Annotated in this window: 17 protein-coding genes; 12 read left to right on the top strand and 5 right to left on the bottom strand. The window is 74.1% G+C overall.

The window, feature by feature from the left end:
- The first annotated feature begins 158 nt into the window (after positions 1 to 158).
- From ACFP3R_RS35470 to ACFP3R_RS35455, 4 genes are all read left to right on the top strand, one after another.
- Complete coding sequence (locus ACFP3R_RS35470) at positions 159 to 401, top strand: DUF3040 domain-containing protein (RefSeq protein WP_380643004.1); 243 nt, start codon at positions 159 to 161, stop codon at positions 399 to 401.
- Positions 402 to 565: 164 nt separating this feature from the next.
- Positions 566 to 2,194, top strand: coding sequence for an ABC-F family ATP-binding cassette domain-containing protein (locus ACFP3R_RS35465; protein WP_380643002.1), 1,629 nt, complete (start codon positions 566 to 568; stop codon positions 2,192 to 2,194).
- 18 nt (positions 2,195 to 2,212) lie between these two features.
- Positions 2,213 to 2,386: a hypothetical protein gene (locus ACFP3R_RS35460; RefSeq protein WP_380643000.1), complete on the top strand. Its 174-nt coding sequence runs from the start codon at positions 2,213 to 2,215 to the stop codon at positions 2,384 to 2,386.
- On the top strand, positions 2,383 to 2,580 hold the full coding sequence (locus ACFP3R_RS35455) for a hypothetical protein (RefSeq protein ID WP_380642998.1): 198 nt from the start codon (positions 2,383 to 2,385) through the stop codon (positions 2,578 to 2,580). The genes ACFP3R_RS35460 and ACFP3R_RS35455 overlap by 4 nt, the downstream gene beginning before the upstream one ends.
- Positions 2,581 to 2,599: 19 nt before the next feature.
- Here ACFP3R_RS35455 and ACFP3R_RS35450 read toward each other — a convergent pair whose 3' ends face one another.
- Both ACFP3R_RS35450 and ACFP3R_RS35445 read right to left on the bottom strand, forming a co-directional pair.
- On the bottom strand, positions 2,600 to 3,454 hold the full coding sequence (locus ACFP3R_RS35450) for an NAD(P)H-hydrate dehydratase (protein WP_380642996.1): 855 nt from the start codon (positions 3,452 to 3,454) through the stop codon (positions 2,600 to 2,602).
- Positions 3,432 to 4,136 carry a histidine phosphatase family protein gene (locus ACFP3R_RS35445; protein WP_380642994.1) on the bottom strand — a complete coding sequence of 235 codons (705 nt, stop codon included), beginning with the start codon at positions 4,134 to 4,136 and terminating at the stop codon, positions 3,432 to 3,434. The genes ACFP3R_RS35450 and ACFP3R_RS35445 overlap by 23 nt, the downstream gene beginning before the upstream one ends.
- A 59-nt stretch (positions 4,137 to 4,195) precedes the next feature.
- On the opposite strand from ACFP3R_RS35445, the gene ACFP3R_RS35440 reads away from it, so the two are divergent.
- Positions 4,196 to 4,831, top strand: a complete 636-nt coding sequence (locus ACFP3R_RS35440) for a hypothetical protein (RefSeq protein ID WP_380642992.1) — start codon at positions 4,196 to 4,198, stop codon at positions 4,829 to 4,831.
- Here the strand turns inward: ACFP3R_RS35440 and ACFP3R_RS35435 are convergent.
- Positions 4,797 to 6,170 (bottom strand): DUF2252 domain-containing protein, encoded by a 1,374-nt coding sequence (locus ACFP3R_RS35435; RefSeq protein WP_380642990.1) that lies wholly within the window; start codon positions 6,168 to 6,170, stop codon positions 4,797 to 4,799. The two genes, ACFP3R_RS35440 and ACFP3R_RS35435, sit on opposite strands and share 35 nt — an antisense overlap.
- Positions 6,171 to 6,265: 95 nt before the next feature.
- Positions 6,266 to 7,489 (bottom strand): ornithine--oxo-acid transaminase, encoded by a 1,224-nt coding sequence (gene rocD, locus ACFP3R_RS35430; protein WP_380642988.1) that lies wholly within the window; start codon positions 7,487 to 7,489, stop codon positions 6,266 to 6,268.
- 142 nt (positions 7,490 to 7,631) lie between these two features.
- Here rocD and ACFP3R_RS35425 point away from each other — a divergent pair, with 142 nt between their 5' ends.
- From ACFP3R_RS35425 to ACFP3R_RS35400, 6 genes are all read left to right on the top strand, one after another.
- The gene (locus ACFP3R_RS35425) at positions 7,632 to 8,498 is read left to right on the top strand and encodes a PPK2 family polyphosphate kinase (RefSeq protein WP_380642987.1); all 867 of its coding nucleotides are present in this window, start codon (positions 7,632 to 7,634) and stop codon (positions 8,496 to 8,498) included.
- 142 nt (positions 8,499 to 8,640) lie between these two features.
- On the top strand, positions 8,641 to 9,705 hold the full coding sequence (locus tag ACFP3R_RS35420) for a lactonase family protein (RefSeq protein ID WP_380642985.1): 1,065 nt from the start codon (positions 8,641 to 8,643) through the stop codon (positions 9,703 to 9,705).
- Positions 9,706 to 9,760: 55 nt separating this feature from the next.
- Positions 9,761 to 10,546, top strand: coding sequence for an SGNH/GDSL hydrolase family protein (locus tag ACFP3R_RS35415; protein WP_380642983.1), 786 nt, complete (start codon positions 9,761 to 9,763; stop codon positions 10,544 to 10,546).
- Positions 10,547 to 10,587: 41 nt separating this feature from the next.
- Positions 10,588 to 11,382, top strand: coding sequence for a HipA family kinase (locus ACFP3R_RS35410; protein ID WP_380642981.1), 795 nt, complete (start codon positions 10,588 to 10,590; stop codon positions 11,380 to 11,382).
- Positions 11,366 to 11,755, top strand: coding sequence for a DUF3037 domain-containing protein (locus tag ACFP3R_RS35405; protein WP_380642979.1), 390 nt, complete (start codon positions 11,366 to 11,368; stop codon positions 11,753 to 11,755). Before ACFP3R_RS35410 ends, ACFP3R_RS35405 begins: the two co-directional genes overlap by 17 nt.
- 43 nt (positions 11,756 to 11,798) lie before the next feature.
- Positions 11,799 to 12,983, top strand: a complete 1,185-nt coding sequence (locus ACFP3R_RS35400; protein ID WP_380642977.1) for an LCP family protein — start codon at positions 11,799 to 11,801, stop codon at positions 12,981 to 12,983.
- 51 nt (positions 12,984 to 13,034) lie between these two features.
- Here ACFP3R_RS35400 and ACFP3R_RS35395 read toward each other — a convergent pair whose 3' ends face one another.
- On the bottom strand, positions 13,035 to 14,234 hold the full coding sequence (locus ACFP3R_RS35395) for an MFS transporter (protein ID WP_380642975.1): 1,200 nt from the start codon (positions 14,232 to 14,234) through the stop codon (positions 13,035 to 13,037).
- Positions 14,235 to 14,350: 116 nt separating this feature from the next.
- Between ACFP3R_RS35395 and ACFP3R_RS35390 the strand changes: the two genes are divergently transcribed.
- Positions 14,351 to 15,064 (top strand): TetR/AcrR family transcriptional regulator, encoded by a 714-nt coding sequence (locus tag ACFP3R_RS35390; protein ID WP_380642973.1) that lies wholly within the window; start codon positions 14,351 to 14,353, stop codon positions 15,062 to 15,064.
- Positions 15,065 to 15,256: the final 192 nt, after the last annotated feature.

Genomic DNA, 15,256 nt, shown 5'->3' with positions numbered 1-15,256 from the left:
GACTCGCGCGCGAGTCGTACGTTCGGGACTGTCGTGTCGTACGTTCAGGACCCCCGAGTTCAACGTTCGGGGCGGTGCCGTGTCGGCCGTTCGGGGCCTGTGGGACCCCCGTTCGGGGCTGGTTTTGCCTGGTTGGGGCCGGGTATCCCTCGCCCGTGATGAGCGAAGCGGAACGCCGCACCCTGAGTGAGATCGAGATGAGACTCGCGGACGAGGAGCCGGGCCTGGCCTCGGCGCTCGTCGCCGGGAAACCCGGCAACCCGGTCCTGAGCTACGCCCTGGTCGCCGTGTTCGCCGCCCTGGGCGTGCTGCTGCTGGTGCTCGGGTCCTTCGGCCCCGCGTTGGGCTCGCTCGGGTTCGCCGCCGTGCTGGTGCTGACGCGCGGGTACACCTGGCGTTAGGCGGACCGCGCCACCAGGGCCCGGTGCGACCGGGACCGGCCGTTGCGGCGTGCTCATCCACGCGCGGCCGGTGACCACCGGGCCCGACCACCGGCGCGGCACCGCCATGACCTCGCCTACACCGGGGCAAAAGCGCTGGCCACAGTCCCCTCCCATGCCGGACCATGCCGGTCGTGGGATTCCTGGACGCCAACGGCCTCGCCTTCCGCCTGCCCGACGGCCGCGAGCTGTTCCGCGACGTCTCGTTCAAGGTCGGCGCGGGCAGCGTCGTCGCGCTGGTCGGTGCCAACGGCGTCGGCAAGACGACCCTGCTCCGCATCCTCTCCGGCGAGCTGACACCCGGCGCGGGCAGCGTCCGCGTGCAGGGCGGCCTGGGCGTGATGCCGCAGTTCGTGGGCTCGGTCCGCGACGGCAGCACCGTCCGCGACCTGCTCCTGGCCGCCTCGCCACACCCCCTGCGCGCCGCCGCCGAGGCCCTCGACGCGGCCGAGCTCCAGCTCATGGACACCGACGACGAGCCGACCCAGTTCCGCTACGCCGACGCGCTCACCGCGTGGGGCGAGGCCGGCGGCTACGAGGCCGAGGTCCTGTGGGACACGGTCACCGTCGCCGCCCTGGGCGTGCCGTTCGACCGGGCCCGGTTCCGCGAGGTCCGCACGCTCTCCGGCGGCGAGCAGAAGCGCCTGGTGCTGGAGGCCCTGCTGCGCGGCCCCGAGCAGGTGCTGCTGCTCGACGAGCCGGACAACTACCTGGACGTGCCGGGCAAGCGATGGCTGGAGACCCGCCTCACCGAGACCGGCAAGGCCGTCCTGCTGGTCAGCCACGACCGCGAACTGCTCGACGTCGCCGCCACCCAGGTGGTCACCGTCGAGGCCCGGTCCGCGTGGACGCACGCCGGCTCGTTCGGCACCTGGCACGCCGCCCGCGCGCACCGCGTCGAACGCCTCGCCGAGCAGCACCGCCGCTGGGACGAGGAGCACGAGCGCCTCAAGGACCTGGTCCGGACCCTCCAGGTCCAGGCGCGGATCAGCGAGGTCATGGCGGCCAAGTACCGCGTGCAGAAGGCCAGGCTGGAGCGGTTCGAGGAGGCGGGCCCGCCGCCGGAGCTGCCGACCGACGAGAAGGTCGCCCCGCGCCTGCGCGGCGGCCGCACCGCCGTCCGCGCGATCACCTGCGCGGACCTGGAGCTCACCGGGCTGATGAAGCCCTTCGACCTGGAGGTCTTCTTCGGCGACCGGGTGGCCGTGCTGGGCTCCAACGGCTCCGGCAAGAGCCACTTCCTGCGCCTGCTGGGCGGGAACGAGGTCGCCCACACCGGCACCGCGCGGCTGGGCGCCCGCGTGGTCCCGGGCCTGTTCGCGCAGACCCACCAGCACCCGGAGTGGATCGGCCGCACCCTGGTCGACGTCCTGTGGCACGGCGAGGACGGCCGCGCGGGCCGCGACCGGGGCGCCGCGATGGCCACGCTGAGCCGCTACGGCCTGGGCAAGCAGGGCGACCAGCGGTTCGAGACGCTGTCCGGCGGTCAGCAGGCGCGGTTCCAGGTGCTGCTGCTGGAGCTGTCCGGCGCCACGCTCCTGCTGCTGGACGAGCCGACCGACAACCTCGACCTGAACTCGGCCGAGGCGTTGCAGCAGGCCCTGGACGAGTTCACCGGCACGGTCGTCGCGGTCACGCACGACCGCTGGTTCGCCCGCTCCTTCGACCGCTTCCTGCTGTTCCGCTCCGACGGCCGGGTGGTCGAGGTGGACGAGCCGGTGTGGGACGAGGCGCGCGTGGAGCGCGTCCGCTAGCTGCCCGGGCTGCCCGGCGTGACCGTCGTGGTGGGCCTGGTGGTGCTGGTCCTGGTGGTCGCGGTGGCCCGGCACCGCGAGCGCCCGCGCGGCGCCCCTGCCCTGGTGGTCGCCGCCCCGGTCGTGGTGGTCCGCGTTCAACCCGTTCCGGTGATGACGCGCCCGGCCCGCAGGAGGATTCTGGGCACATGAGACGCCGATACAGCAGGCGGTTCTGGCTCGCGGTGGCCGCCGTCCTCGTGCTGACCACCCTCGCCACCCTCGCCCAGGTCCTGCTCGACGGGACGGCGGGCCGGGCGCTGACCGTCGCGGTCACCCTCGGCGGCGCCGTGCCCGTCGTGCTCGCCGCCCTCTGGCAGCGGGACGAGCCCGCGGCTAGCGGCTAGCGCGACCGCAGGCCCGCGGCTAGCGCGACCGCAGCTCCACCAGCACGTGCGGCACCTCGTCGAGCAGCTCGCGGGCCAGCATGCCGGTCAGCCCCGTGCGCGGCACCAGCCGCTGCCCGGCCATCGCGTGCACGTGCCCGGCCCAGCAGGTGGCCCGCGCCAGGTCCTCGTCCCGGGCCAGCAGCCCGCCGACCAGGCCCGCCAGCACGTCCCCGCTGCCCGAGGTGGACAGTCCGATGTGGCCGGTGCTGTCGCGCCACACCCGCCCGTCCGGCGCGGCCACCACGCCCATCAGGTTCACCACCGCGTCGTGCTCCTCCGCGATCGCCGCGGCCGCCTCCACGTGGTCCTCGACCTCGGCCCCGAGCAGGTAGCCCGCCTCGACCGTGTTCGGCGTCAGCACCATCCGCCCGCGCACCGGGTCGCCCAGCCCGGGGTGCGTGCCCAGGGCGCCCAGCGCGAACGCGTCCAGCACCACGGGTCCGCGCACCAGCGGCAGCAGCCGCTCCAGCAGGGCGGCCGTCTCGTCCGGGTCCACCAGGCCGGGCCCGACGACGACCGACGTCGCCTCGCCGACCAGGCCGCCCAGCACGTCCACGGCCTCGCGCGACACCGCGCCCCCGTCGGTCTCGGGCAGCCCGACGACCAGGGCCTCCGGCACCGCCAGCCCGAGCCCGGAGGCGTGCCGCTCGGCGATGGCCAGCTGGAGGGTTTCCGCGCCGGTCCGCAGCGCCGCGATGCCCGAGAGCAGCACCGCCCCCGGCACCCGGCGCGACCCGCCGATCACCAGCACCGTGCCGCGGTCCTCGCGCTCGGGCAGCCACTCGCGCAGCAGCGCGGACGTGACGGGCTCAGGTGGACCTGATCGTGGCATCCTCGGTCTCCGTGGGTTCGGCGCCGTGCTCGCGCAGCTGGTCTACCTGGAACTCCTCCTCCAGTACCCACAGATCGCCGTCCCGACGCCACGAGGTCAGCGCCCCGTTCGGCACCAGCGAGTTGTGCGCGTAGGCCAGCAGGTCCTTCTCGGGCAGGTGCTCCAGCAGGTAGCGCAGCAGGAAGTGGGTGATCTCGTGCGCGAACAGCAGCACGCGCCGACCCTCCAGGTCCCGCATCAGCGACCGCAGCCGCAGCGTCACGTCCGCCCACGACTCGCCGCCCGGCGGCCGGTGGTAGAACTTGCCGAGCCGCCGCTTGCGGATCAGCTCCTCCGGGTACCGCGCGGCCACGCCGTGGGTGGTCAGCAGGTCCAGCACGCCCAGCTCGCGGTCGCGCAGCCGTTCGTCGACCAGCATCCGGGGGTGCCCGCGCAGCGCCAGCGCGGCCGTGTCGATGGTCCGCCGGTAGGGGGAGGCCACCACCACGTCCGGCCACTGCTCGCGGGGCATCTCGGCGAACCACCGCCCCAGCGCCCGCCCCTGGTCCACCCCCGCCGGGGACAGCGGCACGTCCGCGTCCCGCTCCGGGATGTCGATGACCTCGTGGCCCCCGGACTCCGCGACCTCGCGGGCCACGTTGCCGAGGCTCTCGCCGTGCCTGATGACTCCGATCCACTCCACACCGGCGAACTTAGCGGCGTCATCCCCGGAGTTCACCTCGACGGGGTACAACACCTCCCGTGGAGCACGTGGACGCCTACTGCGAGCGCCTGGGGCCCGGCCTCTGGGCCGAGCCGCTCAACGCCCTGAGCAACGCCGCCTTCCTGGTCGCCGCCGCCTGGCTGTGGTGGCGGTACCGGCCCGGCCCGGCGAGCCTGCGCGCCCTGCCCGTGCTGCTGGCCCTGGTGGGCCTGGGCAGCCTGAGCTTCCACACCCTGGCGACCACGCTGACCAACTGGTTCGACGTCGGGTTCATCGCGCTCTACGTGGTCTGGTACCTGGCCGTGTTCACCCACCACCACCTGGGTGTCCCCTGGTCGCGGGCCTGGTGGGCGATCCCGCTGTTCCTGGTGTTCGCGGTGGTCAGCGCGCCGCTGGGCGCGCTGGTCCCGGGCGGCTCGGGCATCTACCTGGCCCCGTTCACCGCGCTGGTGGTGATCACCGCGGTCGCGGCGGCGCGCCGGCGGCCGTGGCACGACCTGGCCGCGGCCGCCGCCGTGTTCGCCGTCTCGGTCACCCTCCGCACGCTCGACGAGCCCCTGTGCGCGGCCTGGCCGACCGGCACGCACTACGCCTGGCACGCGCTGAACGCGGTGGTGCTCTACCTGGTCGCCCGCCAGGTCATCCGGTCTCGGCGGCCAGCCGACCGGCCTTGACCGCCCGCACCAGCTCCTCGTGGTCGGCGCAGGTCCGGTCGGCGTAGTCCAGCGCGTACCGGGCGATCGCCCCGTCCAGCTCCTCGCCGCCCGCGCAGTACCCGGCGAGCAGCCTCGGGTCCAGCGACCGGCTGTGCGCGCGGGCCAGCAGCGCGCCCGCGAGCCGGCCGTAGTCGTCCAGGTCGTCGCGCTTGAGCGTGGTCGCGTCGATCTCGCCCTTGCGGTTGCGGAACTGCCGGACGATGAACGGCCGGCCCTCGATGGTGGTCCAGCCCAGCAGGATGTCGGTCTCCGCCTGCACCAGCCGGGCGCCGTGCACGATCCGCTTGCCCTCGTGCTTGACGGGCGCGGCGGGCAGGAACGGGGCCAGCGCCGACGGCCGGGCCTCCTTGGCCTGGAGCACCAGCGCCTCGTCGCCGTTGCCGTGCAGCAGCACGAGGTAGTTGCGCAGCCCGACGCTGCCGGTGCCGACCACGCGGAACGCCACGTCCGACACGCCGTAGCGCATGATCAGGTTGTAGCGGGACTCGCGCAGCGTGTCCACGTAGGCCGGCAGCGCGTCCACCACGGTCTGCGCGACCCCGGGGGAGATGCGGGTCAGCACCGGCGGGTCCGGGATGAACCGCCAGTGCTCGTCCTCGCGCCTGGTCCACTTCGCCGCCACCCGGGCGCTGGTGTTGCGGCGGGCCTTGGACGCGGCCCTGGTGAAGTGGTCCAGCAGGTCGTCGGCCTTGGTCCGGGACAGCGCCGACTCGTCGCCCAGCGCGCTCCACGACTCCAGGAACGGCATCTCGGCCAGGCGCCGGGCCGCGCCCCGGTAGGCGCGCACGGCGTCCTCGGCGGCGTCGCGGCAGCCCTTCTCCGACACGCCGCCCTCGCGGCCGGCCAGCACCAGCGAGGTGGCCAGGCGCTTGAGGTCCCACTCCCACGGGCCGGGCAGCGTCTCGTCGAAGTCGTTGACGTCCATGACGATGGTGCCCTCGGGCGTGCCGTAGAGCCCGAAGTTCGCCGCGTGCGCGTCGCCGCACAGCTGGGCGTCCAGCCCGGTGCGCCCGCCCACCGCCAGGTCGCCCGCCATGAGTCCGGCGCTGCCCCGGAAGAACGCGAACGGCGAGGCGAGCATCCGGCCGACCCGCAGCGGCACCAGCTCGGGCAGCCTGCCCTCGTTGGACGCCTCGACGAACTCGACCACCCCCGGCCGGTCGGGGGCGAGCGGCACCTCGCGGTGCGCCTCGTGGCCCACCGCCGCGCGCAGCTCGCGACCGCGCGCCAGGACCTCCTCAGGTTCGGTCCACCGGCCCAGCGCCCTGGCCGCTTCGGCCCGCTTGCGTTCACCCATGTGGTCAATCATGGGCGTCGGGGTCGACGAACACCGCGACCTCGACACGTCTGTGACCTGCGCGATCGGGCCGAAGGTGCAATTCGGGCACCCGGTCAGCGGTGCGTGGTCAGCACCTCACCGATCGCGTCCACGCCGCGGTCCAGCTCGGCGCGGGTGATCACCAGCGGCGGCGCCACGCGCAGCGTCGTGTCCCGGGTCTCCTTGCAGAGCACGCCCCGCCGCGCCAGCGCCTCGGACGCCTCCCGCCCGCGCGGGCCGCCGGGCGCGATCTCCACCCCGGCCCACAGGCCGCGCCCGCGCACCTCGGCCACCCCGTGCCCGACCAGCTCGCCCAGCCGCGCGTGCAGGTGGGCGCCCAGCTCGCGGGAGCGCCGCTGGAACTCGCCGGTCGACAGCAGCCGCACCACGGCCCGGCCGACCGCGCACGCCAGCGGGTTGCCGCCGAAGGTCGACCCGTGCTCGCCGGGCCGCAGCACGCCCAGCGCCGCCCGGCTGCCGACCACCGCGGACACCGGCAGGATGCCGCCGCCCAGCGCCTTGCCCAGCGTGTAGAGGTCGGCGCGCACGCCCTCGTGGTCCAGCGCCAGCACCTCGCCGGTGCGGCCGAGGCCGGACTGGATCTCGTCGGCGATCATCAGCGCGCCGTGCTCGTCGCACAGCGCCCGCACGCCCGCGAGGTAGCCCGCCGGGGGCACGACCACGCCCGCCTCGCCCTGGACCGGCTCCAGCAGCACGGCCGCGGTGCGCTCGGTGAACACCGCGCGCAGCGCGTCGAGCGAGCCGTACTCGACCACCCGGAAGCCCGGCGTGAACGGCCCGAAGTCGGCGCGGGCGCTCTCGTCGGTGGAGAACGACACGATCGTGGTGGTGCGGCCGTGGAAGTTCGAGCCCGCGACGATGATCTCGGCGGTGCCCTCTGGCACCCCCTTGACCCGGTAGGCCCACTTGCGGGCGACCTTGATCGCGGACTCCACCGCCTCCGCGCCCGAGTTCATGGCCAGCACCAGGTCGGTGCCGGTCAGCTCGGCCAGCTCGCGGCAGAACAGGCCGAACTGGTCGTGGTGGAACGCCCGGCTGGTCAGCGTGACCCGGCCCAGCTGCTCGACCGCGGCGGCCACCAGCTCCGGGTGGCGGTGGCCGAAGTTCAGCGACGAGTAGCCGGCCAGGAAGTCCAGGTAGCGGCGCCCCTCGACGTCGGTCACCCACGCGCCCTCGCCGTGGGAGATCACGACCGGCAGCGGGTGGTAGTTGTGCGTGCTCCACTCGTCGTCGAGCGCGATGAACTGCTCGGAGGTGGGAAGGGCGATGGCGGTCATGTCATCAGGCTAGAGGGCGGATGCCAGCGATTTCAGCCGCCGGCCGTTGCGTGTCCGGTGTATTCGTTGCGCAATCCGCCGGTAACACAGTGATCCGTTGCGCAGCACGCGCTTCCCGCGGGGGGCGACTACCTTGGCGAAGATGGCGAAGAAGTCCACGCGGGCGCAGTCGGTCTCCACCGCCTTCCGGGTCGGTCCGGAATTCGACCTCGCGGGGGTCGACCCCGCCGCCACGCCGGTCGGGCCGTCGTCGAAGGTCGAGGCCGCCGAGGACCTGGCGGCGGTCGGCGAGCAGCTCGACGCGCTCCAGGAGACCCTCTACGCCGAGGGCCTCGGCGGGGGTCGCCGCAGCGTGCTGCTGGTGCTCCAGGGCATCGACACCTCCGGCAAGGGCGGCACGATCCGGCACGTCGCGGGCCTGGTCAACCCGCAGGGCCTGCGCATCGCCTCGTTCAAGAAGCCCACCCCGGCCGAGCGGCGGCACCACTTCCTGTGGCGCATCCGCAGGCAGCTGCCCGAGCCCGGCTACATCGGCGTGTTCGACCGCTCCCACTACGAGGACGTGCTGGTCCCGCGGGTCGACGAGCTGGTGCCCGCCGCCGAGCTGGACCGCCGCTACGAGGCGATCAACGACTTCGAGCGCGAGCTGGCCGAGGCGGGGACGACGGTGGTCAAGTGCCTGCTGCACATCTCGCCGCAGCGGCAGCGGGAGCGGCTGATCGCCAGGCTGGAGAACCCGGTCAAGCGGTGGAAGTACGACCCGCAGGACCTGGCCGTGCGGGCGAAGTTCTCCCGGTACCAACTGGCCTACCAGGAGGCGCTGACCCGGTGCTCGACGCCGGCCGCGCCCTGGCACGTCGTCCCGTCCGACCGCAAGTGGTACCGGAACTGGGCGGTGGCCCGGCTGCTGCTGGAGGCCCTGCGGGACCTCGGACCGGTGTACCCGGAGCCCTCGTACGATCCCCAGGTCGAGTTGGCCCGCCTCCGGGAGGACGATCCGTTGCGCTGAGCGCAATCTTCGTTGCGCCTCTTGCTGATCGACGACGGTCCGGGCCAGTGTGGAACTGCCGCGGGCGGTCGAGCGGAGGTTCGGTGTGGTGGTGGACAGGCGTCGGTTCCTGGGGGCCGTTGGTGTGGGAGCGGGGTTGCTGATGACCGAGGGCGTGGCGACGGGAGAGGGGCGCGCGGAGGTGCGCGCCTACCTGGGCACCTACACCACCTGGCCGGGCGGTGGGCGCGGGATCGGACTGGGCTCGTACGACCCGGCCACCGGTCGGCTGCGCGCGACCGGCGTGGTGGAGGGCGTGCCCAACCCGTCCTTCGTGATCGACGCGGGCAGGTACCTGTACGCGGTCGACGAGCAGGCGGACGGCGCGGTGACCGCCCTGGCCGTGGGCCCGGACGGGGTGCCGGAGGTGATCAACAGCCAACCCACCGGCGGCGCCGACCCGTGCCACCTGGCGCTGCACCGCGGGTTCCTGCTGTCGGCCAACTACAGCTCCGGCAGCGTCGCCGTGCACCCGGTGCGGCCCGACGGCGGCCTGGGCGAGCGCACCGACCTGGTCGAGCACTCCGGCTCCGGGCCCGACCCCGAGCGGCAGGAGGGCCCGCACGCCCACCAGGTGCTGCCCGACCCGAGCGGCGAGTTCGTGCTGGCGGTGGACCTGGGCACCGACTCCGTGCACGGCTACCGGCTCGGCGACGACGGCAGGCTGGCCCTGGTGAGCACCGCGCGCCTGCACCCCGGCGCCGGGCCGCGGCACCTGGCGTTCCACCCGTCCGGGCGCTACGCCTACATCGCCAACGAGCTGGACTCGACGGTCGTGGTGGCGGGCTACCGGCGCGGGGTGCTCTCGCCCGGCCCGAAGCTCGGCACGCTCCCCGAGGGCGCGCCCACCTCGCCGCGCAACTACCCCGCCGAGGTCGTGGTGTCGGCGGACGGCCGGTTCGCCTACCTGTCCAACCGGGGGCACGACAGCGTCGCGGTGTTCGCGGTGGAGCGCGGCGGCGCGGCGCTGCGGCTGGTCGAGGCGACGCCGGTGGGCGGCCGGTACCCCCGGCACATCACCCTCGACCGGGCCGGCCGGTTCCTGCTCGCGGCCAACCAGAACTCCGGCGACGTCACCTCGTTCGCCGTCGACCGGACCACCGGGAAGCTGCGGCAGGTGGGCTCGCTGGAGATGCCGATCCCGGTCTGCGTCGCCCTGAAGGGGTAAGCCCCGACGGGTTAACTTCCGGGCCGGCCACTGTCCACAGTGGTAGGACGACCGCATGAAGATGATCGCGGTCGCGCTGCTGATGTCCCTCGCCCCCGCCCCCGCCGCGCCGGAGCACGTCGCTCTCGGCGACTCCTACGCGGCGGGGCTCGGCGCGGGAGGGGAGTCGTCGGACTCGTGCCGGCGCAGCTCCCGCGCCCACCCCGCGCTGTGGGCCGAGCGCGCCGGCGCGTCACTGGTGTTCGCCGCCTGCTCGGGCGCCACCACCGTGGAGGTGACGCGGCAGGCGTCCCGGATCACCCCCGCGACGACGCTGGTCACCATCACCGTCGGCGGCAACGACGCCGGCTTCGCCGACGTGATGACCACCTGCGCGCTCGGCAAGGACGAGGCGTGCGAGGAGCGGGTGGCGCGGGCCGAGGCGTTCGTCCGGGACGAGCTGCCCGCCCGGCTGGACGGCGTCTACGCCGCGGTGCGCGAGCGGACGTCGGCGGAGGTGGTCGTGCTCGGCTACCCGCACCTGTTCAGCGACAGCGCGCTGTGCGTGATGGGCGAGCGCAAGCGGGACGCGCTCAACGGGGCCGTGGACGTGCTGGCCGAGGTGACCGCGGCGCGGGCGGAGGAGGCCGGGTTCACCTACGCCGACGTGCGCGACGAGTTCGCCGGCCACGGCGCGTGCGCGGCCGACGCGTGGATCAACGGGCTGGTGCTGCTCCCGACCGACCGGTCGTTCCACCCCACCGCCCGGGGTCAGGAGTCCGGCTACCTGCCGGCGCTGGCGGCGGCGGTCGGCGGTGCCGCGGTCGAGGTCGGGGAGCCGGCCCCCGCCCCGGCCGGCTGACCGGTTGGCGGTGGCCGCGGCCGACCGGCGATGATGCCCGCGTGAAACCCACGAACGGGCTGCGGCGGGTCGCGGCCACCCGCTACGTCACGCCCCTCCGGGAGGGCGGCTCCCTGCCGGGGCTGGTGGAGGCCGACGACCTCGGCATGTACGTGCTCAAGTTCCGCGGCGCGGGCCAGGGCGTCAAGGCGCTGGTCGCCGAGGTCGTGGTGGGCGAGCTGGCCCGCCGGCTGGGCTTCGACGTGCCGGAGCTCGTCCTGGTGGACCTGGACCCCGAGCTGGGCCGGTCCGAGCCCGACCAGGAGGTGCAGGAGCTGCTGAGGGCCAGCGGCGGGTGGAACCTGGGCCTGGACTACCTGCCCGGCTCGTTCGACTACAACCCGGTGGTGCGCGAGCCGTCCGCCGAGCTGGCCGCGCGGCTGCTGTGGCTGGACGCGCTGACCCTCAACGTGGACCGCAGCTGGCGCAACCCCAACACCCTGCTGTGGCACCGGCAGCTGTGGCTGATCGACCACGGCGCCTCGCTGTACTTCCACCACTCGTGGCGGCCGGAGCGGTTCCCGGCGGCGAGCTACCGGTTCGACGCCGCCGACCACCTGATGACGCCGTTCGCGGGCCCGCTCGGGCCGGTCGACGCCGAGCTGTCCGCGCGCGTGACGCCCGGACTGGTGCGCGAGGTGCTGGCGCTGGTGCCGGACGGGTGGCTGGCCGAGGACGAGGCGTTCGGCACGCCCGAGGCCGTGCGCGACGCGTACGAGCGGTTCTTCGCCGCCCGCCTGGCCGGGCCGCGGACGTGGGTCGACGAGCTGGAGGCCGCGCGTGCCGCACGTGTTTGAGTACGCCCTGCTGCGGGCGGTGCCGCGGCAGGAGCGGGGCGAGTTCGTCAACGTCGGCGTGCTGGTCTACTGCCGTGACCTGGACTTCCTGGGCGCCCGCGTGCACGTGGACGAGGCGCGGGTGCTGGCGCTGGACCCGTTCCTGGACGTGGAGGTGCTGCGGGCCAGCCTGGCGCACCTGGGCCTGTCCTGCGACGGCGCGCCGACCGCGGGACCGGTGTCCCGCACGTCGCCCGGCCAGCGCTTCCGCTGGCTGACCGCGCCCCGGTCGACGATCATCCAGACCTCGCCCGCGCACACCGGCCTGACCGACGACCCGGCGGCCGAGCTGGACCGCCTGCTGGCCGCGCTGGTGCTGCCGCCCGACCACTAGGCTGGCAACCTCTTGGCGCGCGCCGCGTCTTTAGGTGCGAGCAGTGGCCGACACACGGAGCGGGGTCGTCATGAACGCCGGGTATCAGCAGGGCGGGTACCAACGGGGTGGGCGGCCGCCGCAGCGCCCCCAGCAGCGGACGCGGGCCTACCCGGTCGGCGGTGGGCAGCCGCAGGACGCGCACCGGCCGCCGCCCTCCTACCAGCCGGCCGGGCAGCGGCACCCCGGGCAGCAGGCCGTCGCGGCGCAGGGCGGGTACCGGCAGGCGCCGCCGCGGCGCAAGCGGGGGATCGGGCGGACCATCGGCGTGGTGCTGGTGCTGCTGCTGGTGTTCGCCGTCGGCATGTGGGTCTACGTCGACTCGTCGCTGCGCCGCATCGACGCGCTGCCCGACTACGAGGGCAGGCCCGCCGACACGCCGGGCACCAACTGGCTGCTGGTCGGCTCGGACGCGCGCGACGACCTGTCCGAGGAGCAGAAGGCCGCGCTGGCCACCGGTGACGCGGCCGGCAGGCGCACGGACACCATCATGCTGCTGCACATCCCGGAGGGCTCCGGGAAGGCGACGCTGGTGAGCATGCCGCGCGACTCCTACGTGGACATCCCGGGCAACGGCAAGAACAAGATCAACGCGGCGTTCGCGTTCGGCGGCGCGCCGCTGCTGGTGCAGACCGTCGAGGGCGCCACGGGCATCCGCGTCGACCACTACATGGAGATCGGTTTCGGCGGGTTCGCCGGGATCGTGGACGCGGTCGGCGGCGTGGACCTGTGCGTCGACGAGCCGATCCAGGACCCGTTGGCGGGGCTGGACCTCCAGGCGGGCTGCCAGGAGCTGGACGGCGCGCAGGCGCTGGGCTTCGTGCGGACCCGGGCGTTCGCCCGAGCGGACCTCCAGCGGGTGGAGAACCAGCGCAAGTTCCTCGCCGCGCTGACCGAGAAGGCGACGAGCCCCTCCGTGCTGGCCAACCCGTTCCGCGCGTTCCCGCTGCTGTTCGCGGGCACGGACTCGATCTCGATCGCCGAGGACGACAACCTGCACAACCTCGCGGGCATGGCGTTCGCGATGGGCGGGGGAGTGGACACGGTGACCGTGCCGGTGGGCGGCACGCCGACCCTCGGCGGCGTCGGCTCGGTCGTGCAGTGGAACCGGGAGCAGGCGCTGGCGCTGTTCGGCGCGCTGGAGCGGGACGAGCCGGTGCCCGCCGAACTGCTCCAGCCGCCCCGGTAGGACCCTCTTGTCGGGCCGCCGGGGAGCACTCCCCGGCGGCCCTCTTCCGCGTCAGGCCCGCCCGAGCTCCACCGGCACGTCGGGCACGCCGAGCGCCCGCACCGCCCTCGGCACGACGACCGCGCCGGCCAGGATCATCCCGGCGGCCACCAGGCACGCGACCCACCAGTGCGCCCCGTCGTAGAGCACGCCCGCCGCCAGGCTGCCGATCAACGCGCCGACCAGGCAGGCCGACTCGTACACACCCATGCCGCGGCCGACCTGCCCGGCGGACGCCTCCGCGATGACGGCCTGCTGCACCGGCAGCACCGCCGCCCACGCCAGCCCGCTGAGCACCCACAGCCCGGCGATCACGTGCGGGGTCGGGGCCCACGCCAGGCTCACCGCGAACGCGCAGCTCGCCGTCGAGGCGGTGACCAGCACCCGCCGCCGCCCGAACCGCAGCACGTACCGGTGCAGGTACCCGGCCGCGACGCTCATCGCGACGGCGCCGGGCAGGAACACCCACGCCACCTCGACCACCTCCAGGCCGAACCCGCGTTGCAGGTGCAGGAGCAGCAGCAACCCCACGGCGGCCTCGGCGGCCATCGTCATCACGACGGCGAACAGCATGGGGCGCAAGCGTTTGCCCACCGCCCTGAGCCCGATCCGGGTCCCGGCCTCGGCCTTGGTTCCGGTCTCGGCCGCAGCCGCAGCCGTGCCCATGTCAGTACCCGTACCCGTACCGCCGTACCCCGGTCGTCGCGGCGCCGTCAGGAGGCACACCGCCGCGATCGCGCACGCGCCTGAACACGCCCAGAACAGGCCACCGAACCCGAGGGGCCCGATCAGCGACAGCCCCACCACGAAGGCCACCCACGCCCCGGTCTCCTGGGCCGAGAGCAGGCGCGCGAACACCGCCGAGTCCTCGGCCAACCGCTCGCTCACGATCGCCCGCACCGCCACCCACAGCAGCGCGCCCCCGGCACCGCCGACCGCCGCCGCCGCGTAGGCCACCGGGGCGGACTGGGCGACCGCGTACCCGGCGCAGGACAGCGCGTAGAGCAGTGCCCCGGCGGCGGCGGTGGAGCGGCGGTCCCACCGGTCCGCCACCACCCCCGCGACCGGCCGCACCACCACCGACAGCGCCATCTCCACCGCGAGCAGCACGCCGATCTCACTCGCGCGCAACCCGATCGCCGCACCCGCCCACAGCGGCAACACGAAGTCGATCAGCTCGGTGGGCCCGTTGGTGAGCGTCGCCGCCCACAACGCCCGCCTCTCCCTCTCGCCTCCCGCCGCTCTCCCGCTTCCTCGGTCCTCCGTCATCTCTCCCCCAAACTCCGAACATCGTTCGTACAACTCCGAACGGTATACTGGGTTTCACCATGGGTGCAAAGGACGACGTGCGGCGGCGGACGCTGGAGCTGCTGTGGAAGGACGCGCGCCGACCCGCGCGGGGTCCGCAGCGCGGCTTGACCGCGGAGGGCATCGTCGAGGCGGCGATCGGCCTGGTGGAGGCGGAGGGCCTGGCCGCGCTGTCGATGCGCCGGGTGGCCCAGGAGCTGGGCGTGGGGACCGCGTCGCTCTACACGTACCTGCCGGGCAAGGCGGAGCTGGAAGCGCTGATGCTCGACGCCGTGGCGCTGGACGACACGCTGCCGCACGAGTGGCCGGGCGACTGGCGCGCGAAGGTCGAGGCGTGGGCGCGGTCGGACTGGGAGGGCTTCCGCAAGCACCCGTGGGTGCTCCAGTTGGTGGCGGCCGCGCCGTTCCCCGGGCCGAACGCGATCCGGTGGCTCGACTCGGCGCTGCGGGCGCTGGAGGAGACCGGGTTGAGCGAGGCCGACAAGATGGCCGTGGTCGAGTCGGTGGACGCCTACGTGCGCGGCCAGGCCCGCCTGAGCCTGGACACCCGCGAACCGGACGCGGACGAGTCCCGCGAGCGCGACGCCGCACTGGCCGGACTGATCGACTTCACCGACTACCCGGCCCTGCTCAAGTCCCTCCAGTCAGGCGTAGCCCCCTACTCGGCCGACCGCTTCGAGTTCGGCCTGCAACGCCTCCTGGACGGCATAGCCACCCTGATCCCCACCCCCTAACCCGCGCGAGTCGTACGTCCAGACCCACCGTGTCGTACGTTCAGGACCCCCGAGTTCAACGTTCGCGTCGTTCCGTGCCTGGTCAGCGGTTACCCGCCGGTAACCGGCACGTGTACGCGAGCGTTGAACTCACCTGTCCCGAGTGTTCGACACGGTGGTCGTGAACGTTCGACTCGCGGGGTCTGAACGTGT

It is taken from the genome of Saccharothrix lopnurensis, from assembly GCF_042658445.1.
Taxonomy (GTDB): Bacteria; Actinomycetota; Actinomycetes; order Mycobacteriales; family Pseudonocardiaceae; genus Actinosynnema; species Actinosynnema lopnurensis.
The sequence above is the reverse complement of the archived record's forward strand: the minus strand, read 5'-3'. Positions and strand labels throughout refer to the sequence as shown.

Coding starts and splice junctions, on each gene's coding strand:
- ACFP3R_RS35415 (WP_380642983.1), top strand. CDS start 9,761: ATGAAGATGATCGCGGTCGCGCTGCTGATGTCCCTCGCCCCCGCCCCC.
- ACFP3R_RS35435 (WP_380642990.1), bottom strand. CDS start 6,170: ATGGGTGAACGCAAGCGGGCCGAAGCGGCCAGGGCGCTGGGCCGGTGG.
- ACFP3R_RS35470 (WP_380643004.1), top strand. CDS start 159: ATGAGCGAAGCGGAACGCCGCACCCTGAGTGAGATCGAGATGAGACTC.
- ACFP3R_RS35465 (WP_380643002.1), top strand. CDS start 566: ATGCCGGTCGTGGGATTCCTGGACGCCAACGGCCTCGCCTTCCGCCTG.
- ACFP3R_RS35455 (WP_380642998.1), top strand. CDS start 2,383: ATGAGACGCCGATACAGCAGGCGGTTCTGGCTCGCGGTGGCCGCCGTC.
- rocD (WP_380642988.1), bottom strand. CDS start 7,489: ATGACCGCCATCGCCCTTCCCACCTCCGAGCAGTTCATCGCGCTCGAC.
- ACFP3R_RS35420 (WP_380642985.1), top strand. CDS start 8,641: ATGACCGAGGGCGTGGCGACGGGAGAGGGGCGCGCGGAGGTGCGCGCC.
- ACFP3R_RS35390 (WP_380642973.1), top strand. CDS start 14,351: ATGGGTGCAAAGGACGACGTGCGGCGGCGGACGCTGGAGCTGCTGTGG.
- ACFP3R_RS35425 (WP_380642987.1), top strand. CDS start 7,632: ATGGCGAAGAAGTCCACGCGGGCGCAGTCGGTCTCCACCGCCTTCCGG.
- ACFP3R_RS35450 (WP_380642996.1), bottom strand. CDS start 3,454: ATGCCACGATCAGGTCCACCTGAGCCCGTCACGTCCGCGCTGCTGCGC.